This is a genomic window from Mesorhizobium sp. WSM4847 (assembly GCF_055811335.1).
Genome location: NZ_JBVVPY010000013.1, coordinates 1 through 25,387, shown reverse-complemented (window position 1 = coordinate 25,387; position 25,387 = coordinate 1). Strand labels below are relative to the sequence as shown.

General features: G+C 62.5%; 32 protein-coding genes. 18 read left to right on the top strand and 14 right to left on the bottom strand.

Going from position 1 to position 25,387, the window contains the following annotated elements; genetic code table 11:
* Positions 1-312: 312 nt before the first annotated feature.
* On the bottom strand, positions 313-1,179 hold the full coding sequence (locus AC0L28_RS19435) for an alpha/beta fold hydrolase (protein WP_473479630.1): 867 nt from the start codon (positions 1,177-1,179) through the stop codon (positions 313-315).
* A 100-nt stretch (positions 1,180-1,279) separates the two neighbouring features.
* Between AC0L28_RS19435 and AC0L28_RS19430 the strand changes: the two genes are divergently transcribed.
* Together AC0L28_RS19430 and AC0L28_RS19425 are read left to right on the top strand one after the other, a co-directional pair.
* A complete protein-coding gene (locus AC0L28_RS19430; protein ID WP_091593309.1) occupies positions 1,280-1,807 on the top strand; it encodes a winged helix-turn-helix transcriptional regulator in 528 nt (175 codons plus the stop codon).
* A 79-nt stretch (positions 1,808-1,886) separates the two neighbouring features.
* The gene (locus AC0L28_RS19425; RefSeq protein ID WP_023797044.1) at positions 1,887-2,120 is read left to right on the top strand and encodes a hypothetical protein; all 234 of its coding nucleotides are present in this window, start codon (positions 1,887-1,889) and stop codon (positions 2,118-2,120) included.
* Positions 2,121-2,265: 145 nt separating this feature from the next.
* Here AC0L28_RS19425 and AC0L28_RS19420 read toward each other — a convergent pair whose 3' ends face one another.
* The 3 genes from AC0L28_RS19420 to AC0L28_RS19410 form a co-directional block, all read right to left on the bottom strand.
* Complete coding sequence (locus AC0L28_RS19420; RefSeq protein ID WP_091593310.1) at positions 2,266-2,667, bottom strand: hypothetical protein; 402 nt, start codon at positions 2,665-2,667, stop codon at positions 2,266-2,268.
* Between the two features lie 243 nt (positions 2,668-2,910).
* Positions 2,911-3,093, bottom strand: coding sequence for a 50S ribosomal protein L32 (gene rpmF, locus AC0L28_RS19415; RefSeq protein WP_006203806.1), 183 nt, complete (start codon positions 3,091-3,093; stop codon positions 2,911-2,913).
* Positions 3,094-3,230: 137 nt separating this feature from the next.
* Complete coding sequence (locus tag AC0L28_RS19410; RefSeq protein ID WP_031254079.1) at positions 3,231-4,001, bottom strand: biosynthetic peptidoglycan transglycosylase; 771 nt, start codon at positions 3,999-4,001, stop codon at positions 3,231-3,233.
* A 79-nt stretch (positions 4,002-4,080) separates the two neighbouring features.
* Between AC0L28_RS19410 and AC0L28_RS19405 the strand changes: the two genes are divergently transcribed.
* Positions 4,081-4,998, top strand: coding sequence for a polyprenyl synthetase family protein (locus AC0L28_RS19405; protein WP_128170591.1), 918 nt, complete (start codon positions 4,081-4,083; stop codon positions 4,996-4,998).
* A 25-nt stretch (positions 4,999-5,023) separates the two neighbouring features.
* On the opposite strand, the gene AC0L28_RS19400 is transcribed toward AC0L28_RS19405, so the two are convergent.
* The 5 genes from AC0L28_RS19400 to AC0L28_RS19380 form a co-directional block, all read right to left on the bottom strand.
* Complete coding sequence (locus AC0L28_RS19400; protein WP_473479625.1) at positions 5,024-5,914, bottom strand: LysR family transcriptional regulator; 891 nt, start codon at positions 5,912-5,914, stop codon at positions 5,024-5,026.
* Positions 5,915-6,153: 239 nt separating this feature from the next.
* Positions 6,154-6,315, bottom strand: coding sequence for a hypothetical protein (locus tag AC0L28_RS19395; protein ID WP_473479622.1), 162 nt, complete (start codon positions 6,313-6,315; stop codon positions 6,154-6,156).
* Between the two features lie 296 nt (positions 6,316-6,611).
* Entirely contained in the window at positions 6,612-7,478 is an 867-nt protein-coding gene (locus AC0L28_RS19390) for a lytic transglycosylase domain-containing protein (RefSeq protein ID WP_128170589.1), read from the bottom strand.
* A gap of 4 nt (positions 7,479-7,482) precedes the next feature.
* A complete protein-coding gene (gene ispG / locus AC0L28_RS19385) occupies positions 7,483-8,736 on the bottom strand; it encodes a flavodoxin-dependent (E)-4-hydroxy-3-methylbut-2-enyl-diphosphate synthase (RefSeq protein ID WP_027152966.1) in 1,254 nt (417 codons plus the stop codon).
* A 376-nt stretch (positions 8,737-9,112) separates the two neighbouring features.
* Positions 9,113-9,298 carry a YdcH family protein gene (locus AC0L28_RS19380; protein ID WP_023797036.1) on the bottom strand — a complete coding sequence of 62 codons (186 nt, stop codon included), beginning with the start codon at positions 9,296-9,298 and terminating at the stop codon, positions 9,113-9,115.
* Between the two features lie 240 nt (positions 9,299-9,538).
* Here AC0L28_RS19380 and AC0L28_RS19375 point away from each other — a divergent pair, with 240 nt between their 5' ends.
* Complete coding sequence (locus AC0L28_RS19375; protein WP_023797035.1) at positions 9,539-9,742, top strand: YdcH family protein; 204 nt, start codon at positions 9,539-9,541, stop codon at positions 9,740-9,742.
* 33 nt (positions 9,743-9,775) lie between these two features.
* Here the strand turns inward: AC0L28_RS19375 and AC0L28_RS19370 are convergent, their stop codons facing one another.
* The gene (locus AC0L28_RS19370; RefSeq protein WP_023797034.1) at positions 9,776-10,579 is read right to left on the bottom strand and encodes an IclR family transcriptional regulator; all 804 of its coding nucleotides are present in this window, start codon (positions 10,577-10,579) and stop codon (positions 9,776-9,778) included.
* 123 nt (positions 10,580-10,702) lie between these two features.
* Between AC0L28_RS19370 and AC0L28_RS19365 the strand changes: the two genes are divergently transcribed.
* The 11 genes from AC0L28_RS19365 (at position 10,703) to AC0L28_RS19315 (ending at position 19,428) form a co-directional block, all read left to right on the top strand.
* Entirely contained in the window at positions 10,703-11,578 is an 876-nt protein-coding gene (locus AC0L28_RS19365) for a transporter substrate-binding domain-containing protein (RefSeq protein ID WP_091593538.1), read from the top strand.
* Positions 11,579-11,649: 71 nt separating this feature from the next.
* The gene (locus tag AC0L28_RS19360; RefSeq protein WP_023797032.1) at positions 11,650-12,315 is read left to right on the top strand and encodes an amino acid ABC transporter permease; all 666 of its coding nucleotides are present in this window, start codon (positions 11,650-11,652) and stop codon (positions 12,313-12,315) included.
* Between the two features lies 1 nt (position 12,316).
* Positions 12,317-12,967 carry an amino acid ABC transporter permease gene (locus AC0L28_RS19355; protein ID WP_473479614.1) on the top strand — a complete coding sequence of 217 codons (651 nt, stop codon included), beginning with the start codon at positions 12,317-12,319 and terminating at the stop codon, positions 12,965-12,967.
* A gap of 4 nt (positions 12,968-12,971) precedes the next feature.
* Positions 12,972-13,766, top strand: coding sequence for an amino acid ABC transporter ATP-binding protein (locus AC0L28_RS19350; protein ID WP_287341908.1), 795 nt, complete (start codon positions 12,972-12,974; stop codon positions 13,764-13,766).
* 33 nt (positions 13,767-13,799) lie between these two features.
* A complete protein-coding gene (locus AC0L28_RS19345) occupies positions 13,800-14,261 on the top strand; it encodes a RidA family protein (protein WP_128245992.1) in 462 nt (153 codons plus the stop codon).
* A gap of 24 nt (positions 14,262-14,285) precedes the next feature.
* Positions 14,286-15,491 carry an aminotransferase class V-fold PLP-dependent enzyme gene (locus AC0L28_RS19340; RefSeq protein WP_287341907.1) on the top strand — a complete coding sequence of 402 codons (1,206 nt, stop codon included), beginning with the start codon at positions 14,286-14,288 and terminating at the stop codon, positions 15,489-15,491.
* Positions 15,492-15,595: 104 nt separating this feature from the next.
* Positions 15,596-16,093 (top strand): 5-(carboxyamino)imidazole ribonucleotide mutase, encoded by a 498-nt coding sequence (gene purE / locus AC0L28_RS19335; RefSeq protein ID WP_023797027.1) that lies wholly within the window; start codon positions 15,596-15,598, stop codon positions 16,091-16,093.
* On the top strand, positions 16,090-17,166 hold the full coding sequence (locus AC0L28_RS19330; protein WP_287341906.1) for a 5-(carboxyamino)imidazole ribonucleotide synthase: 1,077 nt from the start codon (positions 16,090-16,092) through the stop codon (positions 17,164-17,166). Before purE ends, AC0L28_RS19330 begins: the two co-directional genes overlap by 4 nt.
* A gap of 178 nt (positions 17,167-17,344) precedes the next feature.
* Positions 17,345-17,470: a type B 50S ribosomal protein L36 gene (ykgO, locus tag AC0L28_RS19325; RefSeq protein WP_006327841.1), complete on the top strand. Its 126-nt coding sequence runs from the start codon at positions 17,345-17,347 to the stop codon at positions 17,468-17,470.
* A 218-nt stretch (positions 17,471-17,688) separates the two neighbouring features.
* Positions 17,689-18,273, top strand: coding sequence for a tetratricopeptide repeat protein (locus tag AC0L28_RS19320; protein ID WP_023797025.1), 585 nt, complete (start codon positions 17,689-17,691; stop codon positions 18,271-18,273).
* Positions 18,274-18,360: 87 nt separating this feature from the next.
* The gene (locus tag AC0L28_RS19315; RefSeq protein WP_023797024.1) at positions 18,361-19,428 is read left to right on the top strand and encodes an alpha/beta fold hydrolase; all 1,068 of its coding nucleotides are present in this window, start codon (positions 18,361-18,363) and stop codon (positions 19,426-19,428) included.
* A 33-nt stretch (positions 19,429-19,461) separates the two neighbouring features.
* Here AC0L28_RS19315 and pyk read toward each other — a convergent pair whose 3' ends face one another.
* Both pyk and AC0L28_RS19305 read right to left on the bottom strand, forming a co-directional pair.
* Entirely contained in the window at positions 19,462-20,898 is a 1,437-nt protein-coding gene (gene pyk, locus AC0L28_RS19310; protein WP_023797023.1) for a pyruvate kinase, read from the bottom strand.
* Positions 20,895-21,383 carry a DUF1036 domain-containing protein gene (locus AC0L28_RS19305; protein ID WP_473479875.1) on the bottom strand — a complete coding sequence of 163 codons (489 nt, stop codon included), beginning with the start codon at positions 21,381-21,383 and terminating at the stop codon, positions 20,895-20,897. Before AC0L28_RS19305 ends, pyk begins: the two co-directional genes overlap by 4 nt.
* Positions 21,384-21,629: 246 nt before the next feature.
* Here AC0L28_RS19305 and AC0L28_RS19300 point away from each other — a divergent pair, with 246 nt between their 5' ends.
* From AC0L28_RS19300 to AC0L28_RS19290, 3 genes are all read left to right on the top strand, one after another.
* Positions 21,630-22,427 carry an N-formylglutamate amidohydrolase gene (locus tag AC0L28_RS19300; RefSeq protein ID WP_473479608.1) on the top strand — a complete coding sequence of 266 codons (798 nt, stop codon included), beginning with the start codon at positions 21,630-21,632 and terminating at the stop codon, positions 22,425-22,427.
* 25 nt (positions 22,428-22,452) lie between these two features.
* Positions 22,453-22,761 (top strand): DUF1244 domain-containing protein, encoded by a 309-nt coding sequence (locus AC0L28_RS19295; RefSeq protein ID WP_202365622.1) that lies wholly within the window; start codon positions 22,453-22,455, stop codon positions 22,759-22,761.
* A 173-nt stretch (positions 22,762-22,934) separates the two neighbouring features.
* A complete protein-coding gene (locus AC0L28_RS19290) occupies positions 22,935-24,131 on the top strand; it encodes an MFS transporter (RefSeq protein WP_287230001.1) in 1,197 nt (398 codons plus the stop codon).
* 153 nt (positions 24,132-24,284) lie between these two features.
* Here AC0L28_RS19290 and AC0L28_RS19285 read toward each other — a convergent pair whose 3' ends face one another.
* Both AC0L28_RS19285 and AC0L28_RS19280 read right to left on the bottom strand, forming a co-directional pair.
* The gene (locus tag AC0L28_RS19285; protein WP_473479604.1) at positions 24,285-24,443 is read right to left on the bottom strand and encodes a DUF3309 family protein; all 159 of its coding nucleotides are present in this window, start codon (positions 24,441-24,443) and stop codon (positions 24,285-24,287) included.
* A gap of 107 nt (positions 24,444-24,550) precedes the next feature.
* On the bottom strand, positions 24,551-25,387 hold an 837-nt coding region (locus AC0L28_RS19280; RefSeq protein ID WP_473479601.1), incomplete at its 5' end, for an efflux RND transporter permease subunit.

Here is a 25,387-nt window from a genome sequence, read left to right as displayed (position 1 = left end):
GCTTAACCGTTGTTGTAGGGGAAAGTTTCAAATAGGGCTGCGCTTCCTCGATCACTCGGGCGACAGACGGCCGCAGCAGCAGCCGGTCGTGGTAGCGCGCGACTGTTCATTGCCGACAGATGTGAACGGCGTTCCGTTTTCATAGTGCGATCAGCGGCTTCCAGCAGAAGGAGGCGAGCGGATGGAGATGCATCGTCAAGGACACTGCTTTGCTCGTTCGCTTGGTGGTTCGCCGCTGCATGGTTTACGGAGCTAAACACTGAAGCGATTACTTAACTATTGCCAATGGTGTGTCAAGGTCCAGCTCCGCGCTTACCTGGCTTGGCTATGGGCGACGATGGCATCAACGATCGCGGCCCAATCGTCGGGATGGAGTTCGTGGCCGCCGCCTTCAATGCGGACAAGCCTCGCGCCGGCAACTGCTTCGGCCAGAGCGGCGCCATGCTCGACCGGAAAGATCGGATCCGCGGTGCCGTGGATGACGAGGAGCGGAACCTTCAAGTCGTGCAGGCGACCCTTGCAATCCTCGCTGCCCCGATCCTCGCCGCCCCGATCTTCACCGCTCTCAAGCATGAAATGATTGGTCGCGCTTAGAAAACCGCCGGACCGGTCGTAGTCCTGTTCGACGAAGGCCCTCGTCCGCTTCCCGTCGAATGGATGCGCGGTGCCGGCGATCGCGTGCGCGTCCTTGACGATGTAGTCGACCACCTGGGCTCGGTCCGACCAATCGACCTTGGCGCCTTCGGCCGAATGCTTCATGTAGGCTTCGCTCGTCCCTGGCAGATGCGAGGTGTCGATCCCGATTGGCGAAGTGCTGATCGCCGTTAGCGAGATGATCCGCGACGGATATTTCAACGCCACGAGTTGCGCGATCATGCCGCCCATCGACATGCCGACGACATGCGCTTTCGCGATGCCATGATTGTCGAGGACGCGAATGGCGTCGTCCACCATGTCGTCGAAAGTGTAAGGCGGTTCGCCCGGCGCATATTTGGTCGAACGGCCGGTATCGCGATTGTCATAGCGGATCACGAACAGGCCCTTGCCGGCCAGTTTCCGGCAGAACGCCTCAGGCCACCAAAGCATCGAAGCCATCGCGCCCATAATCAGCAGCATCGGCGGATGCGCGGGATCGCCAAACGTCTGCGACACGATTTCGGGTTCCGCTGCCTTGGTCATGGTCGCCGTCTCCTCTCTGCAAAACCGATTGCATTTCGCAATCAGTTGCACGATAATAAAACTGATATGATAATGCAACCAGTTTCTGTCGGAGATTCGCATGAGCATCGATCATCGTTCTGGGTGCCCGATCAACCTGTCGCTTGAAGTGTTCGGCGACCGGTGGAGCCTGATCATCCTCCGCGACATGATTTTCGGCGGCAAACGCCACTTTCGCGACTTGCTCAACGGGTCATTGGAACGCATCGCTTCCAACATCCTCGCCGATCGGCTGAAGCGACTGATGGAACTCGGCATGCTGACCAGGGCTGACGATCCCACCCACAAGCAGAAGGCGATCTACAGCCTGACCGAAATGGCGATAACGCTGGTGCCGATCCTGGCGCATCTCGGCGCCTGGGGTCGCGTCTGGCTGCCGGTCAGCGAGGAGCTCTCGATCCGCGCCGAGCTTCTGGAAAAGGGCGGCCCGCCGATGTGGGAAAAGTTCATGGACGAACTGCGCCACGAACATCTGGGCACGCCTTCCGACACGCCGCCGGATGCCACCGTGCGTGCGACGTTGCAGGCCGGATACGAGGCGGTTGTCGCCCGAAAGGCGGCGGGCGCCGGGTGCGATGCCGGCGCCTGACCAACTTATTTCCCCCATCGCAGGGCGGCTCTGCTATTAAAGCCGTTGAAAGCTATAATTTACGGGATTGGAAAAGCCCTTGGTTGAGAACTCTAAGGATACTGCCCGCGCGCGGGCCGATTTGCGTTTCAAGAAGCAGGAAGAGGCAGCCACGGTTCGTCAGAAGGCGATGGCGGAATATGTCGCCGAGAGCGATGCCCGCCAGATAAAGACCAACAAGCTGAGGGCGCTCCGCCTTGCCAAGGAAGCGGAAGACCTCGCCAATGCGCCGGCTGCTCCGGTGAAGAAGCCGACACGCGCCAAGAAAAAATAGCGGTCCGGCGTGTCGGGCGGGCCTGTCCTGCCGTCGGCAGGTGCTGACGACGAGGCGGCTGCTTCACCGCCTTTTATGCATGTCGTTACAGCAAAACCGCTGCGCACCCTCGTTCAAGCCCGAGGCATGCTTTGCGCGACATGCATTAGCTCATGGTTATGTCGCGGCTGGCTGCTCGCATCGATACTGAGAAGCCGGCCAGGACATCGACCAGTGCGATGACCATCAAAATGAAGAAAACCGAGTGCGCCGCGCCCTTCACCAGCAGGAACTCGACCAGGAACGCCACGAAGACGAAGGTCGACAACAGGTGGTCCATGATCGAGGCGCTCGTCGTGCGCGTCGATTTCAAGATTTCGACGAAGAAGAGAAGCAGCCCGATCAGCACGATCAGATCGCCGAGCGTCATCGAGAACACTCCGCCCGACATCATGCGGATCGAGAACATTTGGATTGCCCAAGGATCGTCGCCGCCGCCGAATATTCCCAGAAGCCCAAGATTATAGAGGACGAAGGGTACGATCAGCAGCGGGATGGCACCGAACATCAGAAGGCTCCGGTTGGACAGCCTTCTCTAGTATGCGCTCGGCGTTCGCCGTCAAGAATTTTCGCATGCGACCGCGAACACGGACAAAGACCGTGCGAAATAACAGTACCAGCCGGTACGGCTGCATCCGGTACGGCTGCTGGCATATTTGACAACAATTCGAGGGGCGATCATCTGCGCAAAACGCAGAAAGACCGGCGCGATGGCCGGTCCTTCGATAGTCCCAAACCGTCGAAAGCGTTGTCAGCTTTCCTTCGGCTCCAGAACCTGGCGACCGCGATACATGCCGGTCTTCAGGTCGATATGGTGCGGGCGGCGCATCTCGCCGGAATTCTTGTCCTCGACATAGGTCGGGGCCTTCAGCGCATCGGCCGAGCGGCGCATGCCGCGCTTCGACGGGGAGGTTTTTCGTTTCGGTACGGCCATGGATATGCTCCACTACATGGTCAAAATGCCCCGGCTGCCCTCGTGAAAGGGCCGCGTCAGGGCCGGAATCTGAGAAAGTCGGGTGCCTATACACGCCCTGCGCCGTTTTGGCCAGCGCCGTCGCGAATTTTTTTAAGCTATCGCAGACAGCCGACATAGGCGCCGGACCGACCGGCGCGCCGCTCGATCAGCGAGGCCAGCCGTCTCAGCCCCGGCCCGGGCTTCGCCGGGTTGCGGGCGATCGGGTTCGGCAGGGTGACGGCAAGCAGCGCCGCCTGGCGACGCGACAATCGTTTTGCCGAAACCCCGAAATGATGCTGGGCGGCGGCCTCGATGCCATAGATGCCCGGCCCCCATTCGGCGATATTGAGATAGATTTCCATGATGCGCCGTTTCGACATCACCATGTCGACATAGACAGCCAGCGGCAGCTCGACGACTTTCCGGACCGAGCCCAACGGCCGCGACCACAGATAGAGGTTCTTGACGCTCTGCATGGTGATGGTCGAGGCGCCGCGCGTCATCTCACCGGCCAGCGCGTCGTCGACGACGCCCCTCAACTCGCCAAGGTCGATGCCGCGATGGAAACAGAACTGCCCGTCCTCCGACATGATGACCGAATGCGCCAACGCCGGCGCCACATCGTCGATCGAGACCCAGCGCCGGTCATAGCCGGAAAACGTCGCCAGATCCTTCAGCATCAGTGTCGATACCGGATGCACGAACGGCGGCAGGTACAGAAAGGTCAACACCAGCGGCATCAGCGCCAGCACCACGGCGATGGTGATACCGCGCCGGACCCAGTGCCGAGGCCAGCGTTTGAGACCGATGCGATTGCCGCGTTTCGGCCTCACCATGTCCAGCCCTTCGGTTTCGTGATCGACGATCGGTTCCGCCAAGCCGCTCAATCCATGCTGCTCCCTGCCCCCGGCATAATGGCGCTTGGCTTCTTGCGCAACGTCTGAGTGTCGGCTACCCGTCCCCGGCATGGCGAAAGACGATCAAATACCGTTCGAGGCAGCGCTTCTCGCACGCACAGGGCCGATCGAGGCGCTGCTCAGGCGGTTGCTCGACGACCGCCCGCTTTCAGGCGAGATCGCGCGGCCGCAGCGTCTGATGGAGGCGATGCGCCACGGCGTGCTGAATGGCGGCAAGCGCCTGCGCCCTTTCCTGGTCATGGAAAGCGCCGCGCTGTTTTCCGCCGACGGCGAGGCGGCGCTGCGCGTGGCGGCGGCGCTCGAATGCGTGCATTGCTATTCGCTGATCCATGACGATCTGCCGGCCATGGACGACGACGATCTGCGCCGAGGCCAGCCGACCGTTCACAAGGCCTTCGACGAGGCGACCGCCATCCTCGCCGGCGACGCCTTGCTAGCGCTCGCCTTCGACATCATTGCCGACGAAGCGACAATGCTGCCGGCCGAACGGCGGGCGGCGCTGGTGCTGGCGCTGGCCCGCGCCGCCGGAGCCGGCGGCATGGTCGGCGGCCAGATGCTCGATCTCGAAGCCGAGCGTAACCGGCCGGAGGAAGCCGGCATCATCCGGCTTCAGGCGATGAAGACCGGCGCGTTGATCCGCTTCGCCTGCGAAGCGGGCGCAATTGTTGCCGGCGCGCCGGCGGCCGACCGTGAAAGACTGGCGGAATTCGGCTCGGCGATCGGGCTTGCCTTTCAGCTTGCCGACGACCTGCTCGATCTGACGGCGGATGCGCGCCAGATGGGCAAGGCGACCGGCAAGGACGCAGCCGCCGGCAAGGCGACGCTGGTGGCGCTGCACGGCGCCAACTGGGCGCGGGACCAGCTTCAAGGCCTCGTCGACCAGGCCCACGCCTTGCTTTGTCCCTATGGCGAAGACGCCGTGCTTCTGAAGCAAGCAGCGGAATTCGTGGCGGCCCGCAACAGCTGACGCTGTTCCAAGCTGTACTCCCGCCCTATGGCGCGCCGTGCAGCCAAGGAGGGTTGGCGAACTGTTCGGCCAGGAAATCCACGAACACGCGCACGCGCGGCGACAGAATTCGGCCAGGCGGATAGACAGCGCAGATTGGCGCTCCGTTAGGATGATTGTATCCGGTGAGCAGCGCGGTCAGTCTGCCTGCCTCGATATCCGGCCCGACCAAGATCTCGGACATGCGGATGATGCCTATACCGGCGAGCGCCAGCCGGCGTAGCGCTTCGGTGCTGTTGGCCTCTATCGGGCTGCGGATACGCATGCTTTGCAGACCGTCCGGGCCATCGAACTCCCAGATATTGAGACCGCCGCGCGCTGTGACGCCAAGACAGATATGACCTTGAAGGTCGTCTGGCGTTGTCGGCATGCCATGTCTTTCGAGATATCGAGGTGATGCGCAAATGACACGGCGATTGGGCGCCAGCCGCCGCACCACCAGCCTGGAATCGCTGTGTGCGGCAACGCGCACGGCGACGTCCGTCGCCTCAGCCAACAGGTCGACAATCGCATCTGTGAACATCAGCTCGAGCTCGACGGCCGGGTAGCGATCGATGAAGGCCGGCAACATCGGCACGATCAAGCGATGGCCGAAGGCGCTCGGAAGACTGACGCGCAGCCGGCCGCGCGGTTCTGCTCCGGGTTGAACCGCGATTTCAGCCTCTTTGATGTCGTTCAGGATGCGGCGAGCGCTCTCGGCATAGGTGCTGCCTTCCGCCGTCAAGCTGATGCGCCGCGTCGAGCGCTGCAGCAAGCGCACGCCAAGGCGGGACTCAAGCCGACCGATGATTTTGCTGACGGCCGAAGGTGTCATCCGCAGCCGGCGTGCCGCTGCCGAGAAGTCGCCTTCCTCGACAACTGCCAGGAACACACCCATCGTCTCTTGCCGGTCGATGATATCTATTCCAATTCGTCACAGATGAACGGAAACTATCACCGATTATCGGCAGATGCGAACCATAATATGTTTTCCTCTTCAGCATGCAAAATGCTGGAGAGGAGGTGCCATGGGTGCAGAACACGTAAACCTGCGAGATGCTCACGACGTGCATCGGTGGGCACGTCGTCAGCGCAGCGCCGCAATTGGGCGGTGGTGTCTTTGGCTTATCCGTACGCTCAATCGGTCACGTCAAGGAATGGGAAAACGCTCAAGGCGAAGCAACGTCCGGGCTGGCGCAGCCGGCCGATCGGAATGATTTCTGGCGATGTTGGAACGTATGGCTCGCCACGCCAGTTGCCGAGCCATTCTTCGACGACCAGCCCGGTCTGGTCCAGCATCGGCGCAAGGCTTTCCTTTGTCGGCACGGCGATTTTCGATTCGGCGCTGAGCACGCGTCCGCTACCGGGCATTTCGTAACGGGTGGAGTAAGTGACGACACCGGTAGCGGGATTGTGGCGGAAATCGTTCGAAGTCCACGCCGCCTTCGTTCTCCCATATCATAGAACTGGACGAGGCCGGATCGTTGTAGAGACGGTCGGTCGTGGTAAGCCTATAGCTGAAGCCGTGGACCAGCAGAATTCGTGGAATAAAAGCGCAGCTTCGATGGTTTGTCGGGAAAATCAGTCGGCACCCATCACCGATTCCGCACCACAATGCATGCACCGCCGACGCTTTGCAGTTTCCGGCAGATGTTGTCGGCCTTGGCTTTGGAGTCGGCGCCGATGCGGACAGCATAGATCCCGCGCCTGCCGATCGGCGAGCGCACCCGGCTTACCACCGGATCATGGCCCTTAAGCAAGGCCGGAAACCGGCGCTTCACACCAGTCCATTGATTGAGCGCCGCGGCGCGGCGGAAATTGCCGGCCACCTGCACGCCCCACGGCTTGATGTTGATCGACGCCATGGCCACGGTTTGGGACTTGATGACCGGCAGTTTTCGGCAGGCGACCGCGAAGCTCGCTTTCTTGTCGAGCGGCTGGATGCTGCCGGCATAGGCGGTGTCGGTGAACCTGTCGGCCGGCTCGCCCATGATGTCCAGGACGTAGTTTTCGGTCTCCATCGGCAGGAAGCCGCCGGAACTCAGCCAGCGCGACACCCGGCTTTCGCCGGCATTGTAGGCGGCGGCGGCCAGGCCCAGATTGCCAAAGCCGGTTTTCATCTCGGCGAGATATTTTGCCGAGGCCGGAATGGCCTGCTCGATATCGAAGGAATTGGCGAGGCCGCGTATCTTGGCGGTGCCCGGCATGAACTGGGCAATGCCTTCGGCGCCGACCGGACTGACCGCATTGGGGTCGAAGCGGCTTTCCTTCCAGATCAGCCGGGCAAAGAAATCCTTGGGCAGGCCGTTTTGATCGGCATGCGCCTCGATCAGGTTGCAAACCCGGTCGAGCAGCCGCTGCTTGGCAGGGCGCGGCGGATCGGCGTGGACGGCTGTCGCCCAGCCCAGCCCACCAAGTAAAACACCAAGCAAAATCGGCGTCGCCCAAGGGAAGCGCCGCATCGACCTACTCCGCCGCAGCCTTGCCAGGTTGCCCAAACCGCTGCTCGATATAGTCGGCGACCATTTTCTCGAAGTCGGCGGCGATCGAAGGGCCGCGCAGCGTCGCCGCCTTCCTGCCGTCGACGAATACCGGCGCCGTCGGCGTCTCGCCGGTGCCGGGCAGCGAAATGCCGATATCGGCATGCTTGGATTCACCCGGACCGTTGACGATGCAGCCCATCACCGCGACTTTGAGGTTTTCGACGCCGGGGTATTTTTCACGCCACACCGGCATGTTCTTGCGCAGATCCGCCTGGATATCCTGCGCGAGTTCCTGGAACACGGTAGAGGTGGTGCGGCCGCAACCGGGGCAGGCGGCGACGATCGGTACGAACTGCCGAAACCCCATGGTCTGCAGGAGTTCCTGCGACACTTGCACCTCGCGGGTGCGGTCGCCGTTCGGCTCCGGCGTCAGCGAGATGCGGATCGTGTCGCCAATGCCTTGCTGGAGAAGAATGCCCATCGCCGCGGATGAGGCGACGATGCCTTTCGAACCCATGCCGGCCTCTGTGAGGCCGAGATGCAGCGCGTGGTTGGAGCGGGTGGCAAGCTCGGTGTAGACCGCGATCAGATCCTGCACGCCGCTGACCTTGGCCGACAGGATGATCTTCTCGCGGCCAAGGCCGATCTCCTCGGCCATTTCGGCCGACAGAATCGCCGACTGCACGATCGCCTCGCGCGTTACCTCCTGCGCGGTCAGCGGAAAGCCCTGGCGCTGGTTGTCGTCCATCAGCCTGGTCAAAAGCTCTTGGTCGAGCGACCCCCAGTTGACGCCGATTCGCACCGGCTTGTCGTACCGGATCGCCATCTCGACGATCGCCGCGAACTGCCGGTCCTTCTTGTCCTTGAAGCCGACATTGCCGGGATTGATGCGGTATTTGGCCAGCGCCTCGGCGCAAGCCGGGTGGTCGGCGAGCAGCTTGTGGCCGATATAATGAAAATCGCCGACCAGCGGCACATTTATGCCGAGCCGTTCGAGCCGCTCGCGGATGGCGGGCACGGCGGCGGCACTCTCGTCGCGGTCGACGGTGATGCGCACGATCTCGGAGCCGGCGCGATGCAGCGCGGCAACTTGAGCGACTGTCTGGTCGACATCGGCGGTGTCGGTGTTGGTCATCGACTGAACGACGACAGGGGCGCCCCCGCCGACCATCACGCCGCCGACGTCGACACCGACAGACGTGCGGCGCGAGAAGGGTGAAGAAAAATATCCGGTCATGGCCGGCTGCCCTTTGTTAGCGCCGAATTCCGGAATCGGTTTCCGGAAACAATCTGCGCAAAAATCAAAATACAGCGTCCATTGCGCGTCCGAAAGGAGGCGCGGCGCTATAGAAGGTCCCGGCATGAGGTGGAGGAGCAAAGATGGCTTGTCAATGGCGATAGGCAGGCAAACCTGTCAAATCGAACCGCCGGACAAACAGGGAAACGCTCCGGCGGCATTGGTTGCCACCGGAGAAGATGGTCGGGCAAAGCGCGCACTGTTCCCTGCATGAACCCGAAACCGAAAGGATTTTCGGAAAGGACCATGCGCCGAAATCAGAAGCACGACAGCGCCCTTTGCGCGTCCAAAGGACGCGCAGCGCCGTAGATGAGCGTCAGTGCGTGGTGGGTTTCGGCTTCGCCTTCAATTTCTCAATCTCGTCCTTGAGCGCCAGCTTGCGCCGCTTGAGATTCACGATTTCGAGGTCGTCGACCGATGGATGGTTCATCGCATCATCGATTTCGCGTTCGATGTCGCCGTGTTTCCGCTGCAGCTCATCAAGATGGGATGCAAGAGACATGATTGGTTCTCCCTTTCATGGTTTCCTCGATTGCAGCCGTCAAGGCGCGTCCCACCGCAATTTCGCTTCTGTGACGGCATAATGACAGTGTGCCACTATCGGGCACCGATGTCGAATGCTGCGTGGTAGCATTCCACGACAATACGAAATGTGGTATTGGCTGCGCGCCGGTGCAAGATACCTCCGGCCTCGCCCAATCAGGCCCATTTTTGGGCGCCGCAGACGTGCAGACGGTAAATAATGTCCGAACAGGAACAGGCCGATATCCGCCTCGAATATTCTCGGCTAAAGCAAGAACACGCCGATTTCGACGCGGCGATCAACGCGATGATCGCCATGGGCTGCGACCCTCTGCAGATCCAGCGCATGAAGAAGAAAAAGCTCTTCCTGAAAGACCGGCTGATGGCGCTGGAAGACCGGATCATCCCCGACATCATCGCGTGAGCGAATCCCACTTACGGTCGCGACAAATCCTGCTCATCCCGTGATCGAAAGCCTCGCGGCGCGTTCGCGCAGCAGGGCGATGAGATCGCCGGTCTTTTCCTCGGAAGTGTCGATGGGAACCACCAGGCATATCGTCGCCTCGACCTTGCCGGCAGCTGAAAAGACCGGCGCGGCAAGGCACTTTGTATAGGCGTCGACAAGACCGGAAGTCACACAGTAGCCGGCAGCCCCGGCCGTAGCGATATCTTCTATGAAGTCGTACAGCAGCAATCTGCGGCCATCCGGCAGGACGAGATCGTCTTCGGACACCATGTCTTCGATCACAGCCCGTTCGAAACCGGCGAGAAGCAACCGCCCGGAAGCGGTCCAGGGAAGCGGTATCTGCAGACCCGTGGCCGAACTGATCCGGAACGGCCTGGTGCCCGGGCTTGAATGGACAATCGTGTAGCGGCCGCTTTGCAGCATGCACAATTCGGAGGTCTCGCCTGTCTCGCGCGAAAGATCGTCGACTTCCTGACGCCCTCTCCTGAGCAGGTCGTTGCCGCGCACATAGTCCATTCCGTAGAGATAAAGCTTCTTCCCGAAATAGACGCGATTGCCGTCGCCGGCCATTTCCAGCAGGCCCGCATCCACGAGCGAGCGCACAAGCGTGTAGATCGTCGAGCGCGGCGCATTCACTCCCTTGGCGAGATCGCCAATCCCGATCGCTCGCTGGTTCGCATGAAGAAACTCCAGGATATGGAGCACGCGGTTGAGACCCTTCTCGCGGGAGCCCGCAATCCTGTCTTCGTCCGGACCAGCGTCCGGCCGAACTGCCAAGCCATTGCCATCTTGCATTGCTGATTCCTGGTGTTAGTATCTGTCTCGTACAGGATACATGTGTCTTTTGTAAGAGACAATCCAGCAGATTACCGATGCATGTATCGGCAAAGGGGAACACAACACGAAAAGGAGGTCGCCGTGAACGACACATCCAAAAGACGTGATTTTCTGAAACTGGCCGGGCTTGCAACGGCCGGAGTGGTGGGCGCAGCGACAACAGTCGATGTTCAGAAGGCGGCGGCGCAGGCGGCACCGGACAGCCTGCTGCGCACCGTTCTCGATCGCGGCAAGGTGATCGTCGGCACCGGCAGCACCAACGCGCCCTGGCACTTTGAAAACGATGCCGGCGAACTGGTCGGCATGGACATCACCATGGGGCGCATTCTTGCCAAGGGACTTTTCGACGATACGACCAAGGTCGAGTTCGTCATGCAGGATCCGGCCCAGCGCATTCCGAACGTGACCACCAACAAGGTCGACATTTCGATCCAGTTCATGACCATGACCGCCCAGCGCTCGCAGCTGATCCACTTCTCCCGGCCCTATTACGTCGAAGGCATCGCCTTGCTGACCCTTCCGAACGCCGAAAACAAGACCTTCGACAAGCTGCTTGCCGGCGGTTCGGCGACGCGGGTTTCCATTCTGCAGAATGTCGATGCCGAGGCAAATGTGCACATCGTCCTGCCGGAGTCGCAGGTGATGCAGATAGACACGCAGGCCAACGTGCTGCAGGCACTGGAATCGAAACGCGTCGACGCCGCCGCCGTCGATCTGTCGACGGTTCGCTGGCTCGCCTCGCGTAATCCGGACAAATACTTCGATGCCGGCAAGAGCTGGTTCTCGATGCTTTACGGCGCCGCACTTCGGCAAGGCGACCTCGACTGGCTGACCTTCGTCAACACGACCTTCACCACCGCCATGTTCGGCCATGAGACGGCGCTCTACGACGCTGCATTCAAGGACTATTTTGGACAGGAGCCGCCGGCGCGCCATCCCGGCTTCCCGGTCATCTGATGCAAGCAAGTGGAAGGGCTTGCGCCCTTCCGCGGCTTATCGTCGACAGCCCTCGATAATGACAGGGACACATGGGCTATACCCTGAACTTCAACCTGATCTGGCGGCATTTCGACAAGCTTTGGGGCGGGCTGCTGCTCAGCCTCGAGCTGGCCGTGATCTCCATCGCGATCGGCATCCTCATCGGACTGCTTCTGGCGGTCTGGTACGTGTCGGCCGGGCGTGCGGTGCGGACCGTCATCGCCGCCTATGTCGAGTTCATCCGCAACGTGCCGCTGATCCTGCTCGTCTATCTCGTCTTCTACGGCCTGCCGACGGTGGTCGACATCGCCTACAGCGCGCAGACCTCGTTCATTGCCACGCTGTCGCTCTATAGCGGCGCTTATCTGGTCGAGGTGTTCCGCTCGGGGCTCGAAGCGGTTCCGCGCGGACAGCTCGACGCCGGCAAGGCGATCGGCCTGACGCCATGGCAAAGGCTGGTTCATGTGCGCCTGCCGACGATGCTGCGCATAACGCTGCCCGCGCTTTCAAACACGTTCCTGTCGCTGTTCAAGGACACGTCCGTTGCTTCGGTCATTTCGGTGCCCGAGCTCACCTACGGCGCCCAGTGGATCAACTTCAACACCTTCCGCATCGTCGAGGTCTACCTTGTGGTGACGGCGATGTATCTCTTGACGGGCTACGCGCTTCTTTTTGCACTTCGGCTTGTCGAGCGCCGGTTCAGGGCAGCGCACTAGGATGCTTGGCCAGATCGCCTATGCCTTGCCCTTCCTGGCCCAGGGTTTTGCCGTGACGCTATGGGTCTCGCTGCTGGTCGTGGTGTTGTCGCTGGTCGCTGGCGTGATGATGGGCGTCGGCGTTGTCTATGGCCCGGCTCCGCTGCGCTGGGCAGTGCGCATTTTCAGCGATACCATTCGCGGCATTCCGATCCTGGTGCTCATCTTCTTCGTCTATTACGGCCTGCCTGCCGTCGGCCTCCATCTGGAATCCTTCTGGGCAGCCGTGCTGGCGCTCACCCTGTTCAAGACGGCGCAGGTCATCGAGTATCTGCGCGGTGCGGTCGGTTCCATACCGAAGGGGCAGTCCGAAGCGGCGATGGCGATCGGGCTGACCTTTCGCCAGCGACTGGCCTACGTCATCTTCCCGCAGGCGTTCAGGCGTTTCCTGCCGCCATGGATCAATGGCGTCACCGATGCGGTGAAGGGCAGCGCGCTGGTCTCGCTGCTCGGCATCACCGACCTGATGCACGCCATCAACCAGGTCATCGGCCGCACCTACGAAGCGATGCCGCTCTACATCCTCGGCGCGGTCATCTATTTCGCCGTCAATTACGCGCTCTCCCTGGCCAGCCGACGGTTGGAGCGGCGTTTCTCCTTCATCCGGGAATAGCAAGATGCCCATCGCCCCGCCCGCCAATCCGGCGCTTCTCGATGTCTCCGAGGTTTCCAAATCCTTTGGATCCGTCGCGGTCCTGCGCTCCGTCAGCCTGCAGGTGACGCGCGGCGAGGTGGTGACTGTCATCGGGCCTTCCGGCAGCGGCAAGACCACGCTGCTGCGCTGCGTCAACTTCCTGGAGAGCTACGACAGCGGCTCCATCCGCATCGACGGCAAGGAGGTCGGCTTCCGCGACACGGGAACACGCCAGCGCCGCAGCGAGCGTGACCTGGCGAAGATGCGGGCCGAAACCGGGATGGTGTTCCAGAGTTTCAATCTGTTTCCGCATCTGACGGCGGCCGGCAACATCATGCTTGGCCTGCGCAAGGTGCGCGGCAAGAGCAGTACCGAGGCCCGCGCCATTGCCGAGCACTGGCTCGGCCGGGTCGGCCTTGCCCACAAGGCCGACAGCCTGCCGGCCGAGCTTTCCGGCGGCCAGCAGCAGCGTGTCGGCATCGCCCGCGCGGTGGCGATGGAGCCAAAAATCCTGCTTCTTGACGAGATAACCTCCGCGCTCGACCCGGAACTCGTCGGCGAGGTGCTCGAGGTCGTGCGCAGCCTGGCCGAGGACGGCATGACGATGGTGATGGTCACGCACGAGATGGCCTTTGCCCGCGATGCCTCGAGCCGCATCATCTTCATGGCAGATGGCGGCGTCAGCGCCGCAGGCCCGCCCGCCGAGATTCTGGGCGCGGAGATCGACAATGAGCGTCTCCGCAGTTTCCTGGCGCGGTTTCGTGCCTCGCATTTCTGAAGGACGGCGAAAGCTGTCGCAAGGAGCCTTTTCATGACGCCTTACATCCGGCTCGCAGAATTGGGCCTGACACTGCCCGAGCCGCCGACGCCGATCGCCAACTTCGTCACCCATGCCGAAAGCGGACGGCTGATCTTCCTCTCCGGCCAAGGCCCGTTGCGCGCCGACGGCACGCTTTGCACCGGCAAGGTCGGCGAGGACGTCACGGTTGAAGAGGCCTATAAGCATGCCCGTCTCACCGGCCTGAACCTGCTCGCCGTCATGCACGCTGCGGCAGGCGACCTCGGCCGTATCGTGCGCGTCGTCAAGCTGCTTGGCTTCGTCAACGCGATCCCGACCTTCAGCGACCATCCGCAGGTGGTGAATGGCTGTTCCGATCTTTTCGCCGCTGTCTTTGATAGTATCGGCGGGCACGCCCGTTCGGCGATCGGTGTCGGCTCCCTGCCGGGCAACATCACCGTGGAAATCGAGGCGGTCGTCGAGATCGCCGCCTGAAATCTACCAATGGGACCTTTAGAGATGAAAACCTATTCCGCGAACGGCTCCAACACGACAATCCGCGAACGGCTCGGCCTTCGCCCGATCATCAATGTCTCCGGCACGATGACGGCGCTCGGCGCCTCGATCATCGTCCCGGAAGCGATCGCCGCCATGTCGGAAATCGCCTCGCAGTGGGTGGAGATGGACGATCTGCAGCGCGCTGCAAGCACGGTTGTCGCGCGCCTCACCGGCGGCGAGGCCGGCTTCATCACGGCGTGCTGCGCCAGCGGCATCACCATGGCCATTGCCGGCACGATGACCGGCACCAACCTTCTGGCGATCGAGCGGCTGCCGGACGACACCGAGGGCCTCAAGTCGGAGGTGATCGTCCAACTCGGCCATATCGTCAATTACGGCGCGCCGATCGACCAGTCGATCCGGCTCGCCGGGGCAAGCACCGTACCGGCCGGTACGGTCAGCGTGACGCAGGATTATCATGTGCGCGAAGCGATCCGCGACCACACCGCAGCAGGCCTCTATGTCGTTGCCCATCACACGGTGCAATACGGCATGCTCTCGCTCGAGGAGTTCTGCGAGATCTGCCACGCCAAAGGCGTCCCGGTGATCGTCGACGCCGCCTCCGAATACGATTTGCGCGGCTTTCTCGCGCGCGGCGCCGACATCGTCGTCTATAGCGGACACAAATTCCTCTCGGGACCGACAAGCGGCATCGTCACCGGGCGCAAGGATCTGGTGCGCGCCGCCTATCTGCAGGTCCGTGGCGTTGCGCGGGCGATGAAGGTCGGCAAGGAAAGCATCGCCGGCACCATGGCCGCACTGGAGGCTTGGGAGCGGCGCGATCATGCTGGCATCCGCAAGCGGGAAGAAGCGGCGCTCGATCTGTGGAAGGACGCATTGCAGGGCCTGCCGGGCATCGCCGCGCATGTCATTCCCGATCCGACCGGTAATCCGCTCGACCGCCTGCAGGTGTTTGTTACGGCTGAGAGCAGGTTCACCGCCGCCGGCCTTGCGTCGGCGCTGGCGGCCGGTTCGCCTCCCATTATAGTGCGCAACCACGAAGTCGAGCGCGGGCATTTCTTCCTCGATCCATGCAATCTTCATCCCGGCGAGGCGGAAATCGTCGCCGAACGCCTGCGGGCCGTGTTGAGCGCGGCCGAGCGTCCGGCGGATGCGATGAAGGCAGCCCGCAAGGATAGCGCCGGCGCCTTGCGCTGGCCGGATTAGGTAATGATGGCGCCTCGCGCCAGAACGCTTGCGCAGAGGCAGCGCATCCTTGCCGTCGAACCCGAATTCCGCTAAGGCGCGCCTTTGCCGCCGGGAGCACAAGCTTGGACGATCACCGCGCCGACGTCGCCATCATCATGGGCAGCCAGTCCGACTGGGCGACGATGCGCCACTCCGCCGAAACGCTGGAGGCGCTGGGCATCCCGCACAAGCGGCTGATCGTCTCGGCTCATCGCACCCCCGACCGGCTCTATGACTTCGCCAAGGGCGCCAAGGCGGCCGGCTTTCGGGTGATCATCGCCGGCGCCGGCGGCGCGGCACACCTGCCCGGCATGACGGCGGCGATGACGCCGCTCCCGGTTTTTGGCGTGCCGGTGGAATCGAAGGCGCTTTCCGGACAGGACTCGCTGCTCTCCATCGTGCAGATGCCGGCCGGCATTCCGGTCGGCACGCTGGCCATCGGCAAGGCGGGCGCCACCAATGCCGCCCTTCTGGCTGCGGCCGTGCTGGCGCTGACCGACGAAAAGCTCGCCGCCCGGCTCGATGCCTGGCGCGCCGCCCAGACCGCCAAGGTCGCCGCCGAGCCCACGGACACGCCATGAGCCTGGCCGCCGGATCGACCATCGGCATCATCGGTGGCGGCCAGCTCGGCCGCATGCTGGCGATGGCCGCGGCGCGCCTCGGCTACCGCACGGTCGTGCTGGAGCCGCAGCCGGATTGTCCGGCGGCACAGGTCGCCAACCGCCAGATCACTGCCGCTTATGACGACACGGCCGCGCTCGCCGAACTGGCTGCAGTCAGCGCCGTCGTCACCTACGAGTTCGAGAACGTTCCAGTCATGGCCGCCAGCGCGCTTGCCGTCACGGTGCCCGTCTACCCGCCGGCGCGCGCGCTGGAAGTAGCGCAGGACCGGGTGGCGGAGAAGAAATTCCTCAACGGCATCGGCATTCCCACCGCTGATTTCTGCCCCGTCGACAATGACGACCAATTGACGGCGGCGCTGAAAAAGTTCGACGGCAGCGGCATATTGAAGACGCGACGCATGGGCTATGACGGCAAGGGCCAGCGCGTGTTCCGCAATATGGAAACAGGGGGCTTTGCCGGCACCTGCGAGGCAATGGGCAACGTGCCGCTGGTCCTCGAATCCTTCGTCGCCTTCGAACGCGAGATTTCGGTGATCGCGGCGCGCGGCATGGACGGTTCGCTCGCCGCCTACGATCCGGCAGAAAACATCCACCGCAGCGGCATCCTGCACAGCTCGACCCTGCCGGCCAGGATAGGGTCCGAAACCGCCGCTGCAGCGCAGGCGGCGGCAGCAGAAATACTCGCCGCGCTCGACTATGTCGGCGTCATCGGCATCGAGTTCTTTGTCCTTGCCGACGGCGCGCTGCTGGCCAATGAGATCGCGCCGCGTGTTCACAATTCCGGCCACTGGACGGAAGCCGCCTGCCTCGTCTCGCAGTTCGAGCAGCACATTCGCGCCGTCGCCGGCCTGCCGTTGGGAAACCCCGGCCGCCATTTTGACTGCGTCATGGAAAACCTGATCGGCGACGATATCCTGCGCGTCCCGGCCCTGCTCGTGGAGCCCGATCTGATGCTGCATCTCTATGGCAAGGCCGAGGCACGTCCCGGCCGCAAGATGGGCCATTTTACGCGAATGAGCCGCCACCGTTGAGGCTATTGGACGGCGCCGCTCCAATGCCGTCGATAGGGCAGAAACTCAAACTCCGCCACATGCTTGGTTGACACGGGCAAGGCTCCTCGTTTATGAGCCACGCACAAGTTGAGAGGCGCGCTTTCCGAGCGCGCCTTAATAATTCGGCCCAAGCGGGCCCAGACCGACGGGCAAGACCATGAAGATCAAGAATTCGCTCAAGGCGCTCAAGGCGCGTCACCGCGACAACCAGCTGGTTCGCCGCAAGGGCCGCGTGTACATCATCAACAAGACCGCTCCGCGCTACAAGGCGCGCCAGGGCTGAGCCTTTTCGCGTTGGGGGCGCCTGCCTCCGCGCCTGCATGATGTACCGCATCGATCCAAAAATCGGAATCGATTTTCGGAAAGCACGATGCCAGGAATTCAAAATGCTGGAACGGCCTTTACGCGTCCAAAAGGACGCGTGCGCTCTAATACCGGCCTGCCGGCCCTTTCACGCTAAATTCAGTTTGACGATCCGCTGTCCGGGGTTAGATTCCGGTCATGCGGATTCATTTTGCATTCTTCGCGGCGCTTTTTCTTTTCGGTGTCGCCCCGCTTCCGGCTCAAGCGGAAGACCCGGTCACCCCTCCGGTTGCCACGACCAGGGAGGAAAGGCTCGACCAGCTGTTTGTCGACCTGAAGCGCGAGCTCAATGAAAAAGCCGCCGAGCGCATCGCGGCGCGCATCTCGCACGAGTGGTCGCAATCCGGCAGCGCCTCGATCGACCTGATGATGCAATGGTCGCAAAAGGCGGCCGAAGACAAGAAGTTCGACGTGGCGCTCGACTTCCTCGACCAGGTGGTGACGTTGCAACCGGCCTATGCCGAAGGCTGGAACCGGCGCGCCACCGTGCATTTCATGATGAATAACTTTGGGAAATCAATGGCGGACATCGACCGCACGCTGCAGCTCGAGCCGCGCCATTTCGGCGCGCTGTCCGGCCTGGCGCAGATCATGGCGGTAACCGGCCACAAGCAGTCGGCGCTGGAAGCCTGGCAGCGCGTGCTCAGCATCTATCCGATGATGCGCAGCGCCCAGGATCAGGTCGGCACGCTTTCGGAAGAACTTGCCGGCGAAGGGATCTGAATTCCCAGTTGGCGGACAATTCCACTTAAGTGAAAGTCTTTTTAGCTAGACTGTGAACTAATTTCGCTCCGGTCCGTACCTCTCTCCATGAACCCGATCTACCCCGCGCTCGCCTTCCTCCTGGCGCTTGTGTTCACCCTTGCAGGTGTCACCCGCGCCGGTTCATGGCTGATCGAGCGCCGCAATCCGCCGAGCGGCGACTTCGCGGATATAAACGGTGCCCGCATCCACTACGTTCACGTTCCGGCGCGGGAAAACGCCGAACTGCCGCCGATTGTCTTTATCCACGGCGCCAGTGCCAATCTCAGGGATCAGATGCTGCCGTTGAGGCCCTTGCTGGAAGGCCGTGCCGAGATGCTGTTCTTCGACCGCCCGGGTGCAGGCTGGTCGGCGCGCGGCCCCGGCAACAACGAGACCCCATCGGCGCAGGCCAGCACCATCGCAGCGCTGATGGACCATCTCGGCATCAGGAAAGCCATCATCGCCGGCCATTCCTTCGGCGGCTCGGTGACCACCGCCTTCGGCCGCGAGCATCCCGACAAGACGCTCGGCCTGGTGTTCATGGCGCCTGCCACCCATCCCTGGCCGGGCGGCGCGACCGCCTGGTACTACAATTTGACGACCATTCCGATCGTCGGCCGGCTTTTTTCCGAAACGCTGACCTATCCGTCGGGAACGCTGCAGATGAATGCCGCCACCGCCTGCGTCTTTGCCCCCAACAAGGTGCCGGACTTCTATGTCGCCGAGGTCGCGATCCCGCTGGTGCTTCGGCCGAACGCCTTTCGTGCCAACGCCACCGATGTCGCCGGGCTTTATCGCTACACGCTCGATGCCGCACCGCACTACCGCGATATCAAGGCGCCGACTGTGGTCATCTCGGGCGACCGCGACAAGGTGGTCTATGCAACGATCCATTCGGTCGGCCTCGTCCGCGATATCGCCGGGGCCGAACTGGTCTGGGTCCGCAATCTCGGCCACAAGCCAGACTGGATAGCACCCGATCTCGTTGTCGGCGCGATCGAAAAGGTCGCCGGCAGGGACGTGGACCTCCAGGCAATGGCGAAGGCCGTGGAAATCAGGATTGCCGGCGACACCTACGGTGCCGGCAAATGCGCCGACATCAAAGCCCCGGAAGCCGAACTCGCGCCAATTTAGAGCAACCGAAATCACTCGAAGCGACGGCCAAGCCTAGCGGCGGGCCTGCACGTCCGATCCGACATAGGCGATGCGCAGCATGTTGGTGGAGCCGGGCGTTCTCAACGGCACGCCGGCGGTGATGATGACCCGGTCGCCGGGCTTGCCGAACCCCTCGTCCAAAGCGATGCGGCAGGCGCGGTCGACCATGTCGTCGAGGTCGATGGCGTCGGGCGAGACGACGCAATGCGTGCCCCACAAAAGCGATAGCCGCCGCGCCGTGTTGACGATCGGCGACAGGGCGACGATCGGCACCTGTGGCCGCTCGCGCGCGGCGCGCAGGCCGGTCGTGCCGGACGCCGTATAGCTGATGATCGCCGACAGTTTCAGCGTCTCGGCGATTTCGCGGGCGGCAAGCGAAATGGCGTCGGCGCCGGTCGCTTCCGGCTCCGAGCGCTGCGCATTGATGATGCCGGCATAGGTCGGGTCGGTTTCGACCTTGCTGGCGATGCGGTTCATCATCGCCACCGCCTCGACCGGGTAGGCGCCGGCCGCGGATTCGGCCGAGAGCATGATGGCGTCGGCGCCTTCGAACACGGCGATCGAGACGTCCGACACCTCGGCGCGGGTCGGCACCGGCGCGGTGATCATCGATTCCAGCATCTGCGTGGCGATCACCACCGGCTTGCCGGCGCGGCGCGCGGCGCGGGTGATCTGCTTCTGGATGCCGGGCACGGCTTCGAGCGGCATTTCGACGCCGAGATCGCCGCGGGCAACCATCAGTGCGTCCGAAAGTTCGATGATCTCGGCCAGCCTGGCGACGGCTTGCGGCTTTTCGATCTTGGCCATGATCAGCGCCCGGCCGCGCGCGATCTTGCGCGCTTCCGCCAAATCCTCCGGCCGCTGCACGAACGACAGCGCCACCCAGTCGACGCCGGTGGCCAGCACAGCATCGAGATCGCTGCGGTCCTTTTCGGTCAGCGCGCCGACCGGCAGGTCGGTGTCGGGCAGGCTGACGCCCTTCTTGTCGGAGATACTGGTGCCGGCGACGACGGTGCAGACGATCGCCTGTCCGTCGCTCTCCACCGCCTTCAGCTCGAGCTTGCCGTCGTCGATCAAAAGACGGTGACCGGCCTCGACCGATCTCAGGATTTCCGGATGGGGCAGATAGACCCTGGTCGAGTTGCCGGGCTCGGGATTGTCGTCGAGCGTGAAGGTCTGGCCGAGTGTCAGCGTCTCCTTGCCGTTGGCAAACTTGCCGACCCGAAGCTTGGGTCCCTGCAGGTCGGCGAGAATGCCGATCGGCCGGCCGACCGCTTTCTCGACGGTGCGGATGCGACCGACAAGTGTGCGCATCAATTCATGATCGGTGTGGCTCATATTGATGCGAAACACGTCGGCGCCGGCTTCGAAAAGCTTCTTCAGCATGTCCTCGGAGGAGGAGGCCGGACCGATGGTGGCGAGTATCTTGACCTTGCGGCTGCGTCTCATTGACTGTTTGTTCCCGGAGCGGCTGGAACGCCCCCCGTTGCGGGGTCATCGGTCAGCTGGACCATCCAGCTTGCCTGCTCGCCCGTGTCATATTCCTGGAATCCGGCGCGCTGGAAGCCCCGGGCGACGCAATCGCTAACGCCGGCGATCTTGAACTCTTTTTCGGCCACGCACATGTTGATCGGGCCATCCCAGCGCCCGCCGCGCTCGGCGTCTTCTGCATAAAGATAGTAAAATCTTGATGACAGCGGGCCCTCGATCAGCGTCTTGCAGCTCGAACCCTCGATGTGCCACCAGCCTTCGGTGATCCAGCCGGCCTTGGCGCGATAGCCGATGCCGACGCCTACCAGGTTCTGCGTGGCGTTGCAGACACGGAAATCGGCGCGCGCCGGCGAGGCAGCAACCATCGCGGCGAGGCCCACAGCGAAGGTCAGGAACGGCATGGCGAAGGTATGGCGCACACGCGGCCTGCCGGCGGAACCCATCCTGAAACCTCTCAAGAACCACATTTGCATCTCTCAACGCCCCTTTTCGGAAAAGTCCGGGCGCATGTCAACGCGCCCTTCTGCTCAATTCCAATCGATTTAGAAAGGCCTCTAGCGCACGGTCAGTCGCCTTCTGCCAGATTTCCGCAGAAACCGTGGCCAAACGACGGCATTGCGTAATCGTCCCCTTCGTGGAAAGACGATACCATCCTCCCCCGAAGCCAGCGAACAGACCAATTCCCGCCGATGACCCGATCCACAGTTTTCGCGCCTTTCGACGTCGTCGAAGGCGATCGCAAGCGAGGCATCGTGCTCCTGGCCGATCACGCCCGTCGCGACCTGCCGGAAGAGTATGGCAGCCTCGGCCTGCCGGCGGCGGAATTCGACCGCCATATCGCCTACGACATCGGTGTCGAAACGGTGACGCGCGAACTGGCCGCTTTGCTCGGCGTGCCGGCGGTACTCGCCAATTTTTCGCGACTTCTGATCGATCCCAATCGCGGCGAAGACGATCCGACACTGATCCGCCAACTCTATGACGGCACCGTCATTTCGGGAAATTATCCACTTACCTTGAAAGAACGTGAAATGCGGCTCGACCGCTTCTATCGACCCTATCACGATGCGGTCGGCGCCATGATCGCCTCGGTGGCGCAGGCTTGCGCAAGCGCTCCCTTTATCCTTTCGGTGCATTCCTTCACCCCGTTCATGCAGGGGTTCGTGCGCCCTTGGCATGTTGGCATCTTGTGGGATCGCGACGACCGGGTGGCGCGACCGCTGATCGACATGCTTGCGAAGGACAAAAGCCTTATCGTCGGCGACAACGAGCCCTATGACGGCGCGCTGCGCGGCGACACCATATTCAGGCATGCCATCGTCAACGGCTTCGCCCATGCGCTGATCGAAATCCGCCAGGACCTGATCGCCGATCGGCAGGATGCGATCGCCTGGGCCGAACGGCTGGCGCCGATCGTTGACGCGATCAACCGCCGTCCCGATATACATCAGGTCAGACGATTCGGCTCGCGCACCGGGCCGCTCTAAGGAGGCCCAAGGAGGCCAAGAACACATGACCGAACTCAGCGACGAGCAGAAACGCGATTTCGAAGCCGCCGCCTTCCGCCGGCTGGTCGCGCATCTGCGCGAACGCACGGACGTACAGAACATCGACCTGATGAACCTCGCCGGCTTCTGCCGCAATTGCCTCTCCAACTGGTATCGCGACGCCGCGGAGGCCGAGGGTGTCGACCTCAGCAAGGACCAGTCGCGCGAGATCATCTACGGCATGCCCTATGCCGAATGGCAGGCGCTCAACCAGACCGACGCCTCCGATGCCAAGAAGGCCGAGTTCGAGGCAAGACGCCCCAGGGATCACTGAGTCTGCCCCAGGAGAGGTGTCTCCGCTAATCTCCAGCGTGGGCAATCCGCCGCGAACGGGACGGCCCTATTTCCTTGTTTGGCCCAAGCACTTTTCAAGAACGAGCGCTTGACTGGGAATTGAATCGATCTAATTTGCCGCGCGAAACTATTTTTCGCATCGGATTCTACACGATGGACACGCTAAACCGCATGCAGGCCGCCATTCGTGGACGATGGGCGGTGGCGGCCATCTTCCTGGCCAATGGCTTTCTGACCGGCGCCTGGGCGCCGCAGATCCCGGTGGTGCTGACCCGGCTGGATATCAGCAAGTTCACGCTTGGCCTGCTGATCCTGCTGTTCGGCGCCGGCGCGGTCACAGCGATGACCTGGTGCGGCCACCTGATCTCCAGGCATGGGTCGCGCACCGTGCTGAGTTGGTTCGGCCTCATCGGCAGCTTCGGCCTGCTGGTTGTGGCGCTGGCTCCAAACGTGCCGCTAGCGGCCATCGCCATGTTCATCTTTGGCGGTTCGATCGGCGGCATGGATGTCGCCATGAACGCCAATGCGGTCACGGTGGAACGGCGCTTGTCCCGGGCCATCATGTCGTCCTCGCACGGCTTCTGGAGCCTTGGCGGTTTCGCCGGCGGCGCTCTCGGTGGCCTCGCCATCCAGAATTACGGTCATCTCGCCCATGCGACGGTGGTGACGGCGCTCGCTTTCGCCGTGATTGCAGTGGCAGTCCGCTACCTGATCGCCGAGGACAAGCCAGTCCAAGCATCCTCGGGGGTAATCGGGCATCGCAAATTCGCGCTCCCTGGAAATCCGCTGGTCTATCTGGTCGGGCTGATGGCGCTGATGACGATGATCTCCGAGGGTGCGGTGCTCGACTGGGCAGCGCTTTACCTGCAACAGGAACTCGGCACCGACCTCGCCGTAGCTGGTTTGGCCTACGCCGCTTTTTCCGGCGTCATGGCCGTCATGCGCTTCGTTGGCGACGGCGTCCGTAACCGTTTCGGTGCCGTGACGACACTGCGCGTCTCGGCGCTTGTCGCCGCCGCCGGCATGCTGGTGGCCGGACTGGCGCCCTCGCCCTGGCTCGCCATCTCAGCTTTTGCCTTTTGCGGCTTCGGCATCGCCAATATGGTGCCGATCCTGTTTTCGGCCGGCGGCAACCAGGAAGGCATGTCGTCCGGCACCGGCATGAGCGTCGTCACCACAATGGGCTATTCCGGCATTCTGGTGGCGCCGTCGGCAATCGGCTTCGTCGCCGAGCATTCAAGCTTCGGTCCGATCTTCGTCGCTTTGTCGGGACTGCTGGTCGTCGTATTCTTGATGGCCGGGCTCGCTCACCGCGCCGAATTCGCGCCTGACGCGGCCCCGGCCGAATAGCGCTTCAACGCCTCGTAGAGGAAATCCGCAGCACGGCGAATGCGCACGCTGGTGCGCACGTTGCGATGCATGGCGAGCAAATCAAACGCTACAGCGCTGCTAGTCCTGGAGGACGCGCAGCGCTGCAGGTTCCGCGCGCACCAATCTCCGGGGTTAAATCCTGCCCATCAGCAGCAGCACCAGCAGCACGATCAGGATGACGCCGACGATGCCGGAGGGACCATAACCCCAGGAACGCGAATGAGGCCATGCCGGTATCGCGCCGATCAGGATGAGGATCAGAATGATGACGAGAATGGTGCTGAGCGTCATGAGAAACTCCCCGCTTTGAGGCATTCCATGACAGGACAATGCAAAAGGCCGCTGGGTTGTTCCCGGCGGCCTTTTCTACCCTGGGGCTGAAATGTGAAGCGAGCGACCTATTCGGCGGCCCTCGGGAAGTCGATCGCCGGCTCGTCGAGCAAGCCGGGCCTGGCGGAGGCCTCCATAGTCGCATCGGCTGGCGTTCCGCGCCGGAACAGCCGACGGAAGAATGCATAGAAGCGGCTGTTCTTGCTGCGCGTGAACACCATCAGCATCGACGGCGTCACCACCAGCGTCAGCAGGGTGGCGAAGGACAGGCCAAAGACGATTGCCGAGGACAGTGAAATCCACCATTGCGTCGACGGCGCGTTGATCGTCGTCTCGTGATGGAAGATTTCAAGACCGAGGCCGAAGGCGATCGGCAGCACGCCGAGGATCGCCGACACCGCCGTCAGCACCACCGGGCGGGCACGTTCGCGGCAAGTCTGCAGCACCGCGTCCATCTTGTCCCAGCCCTCTTCGCGCAGCCGGTCGTAGGTGTCGATCAGCACGATGTTGTTGTTCACCACCACGCCGGCCAGTGCGATTACGCCGATGCCTGACATGACGATGCCGAACGCCTCTCCGGTCAACAGCAATCCCAGGAACACGCCAACCGTCGCCATGACTACGCAGGATAGTACCAGCCAGACGCTGGTGAACTTATTGAACTGCATCAGAAGCACCAGGAAGATCAGGAAGATCGCCGCGCCGAAGGCCTTGCTGAGGAAAGCGCTGGCCTCGGCGCTGTCCTCGTTCGAGCCGGCGAGCTTCCAGCGTATGCCACTGCCGAGATCCACTTCGGCGACAGCCTGGGTGACCTGCTGCTGGACAGAAGCGACCTGCTCGCCGGCGGCGACATTGGCCTGGACGACCACGGTGCGCGCGCCATCGATGCGGTTGAGGATGCCGAC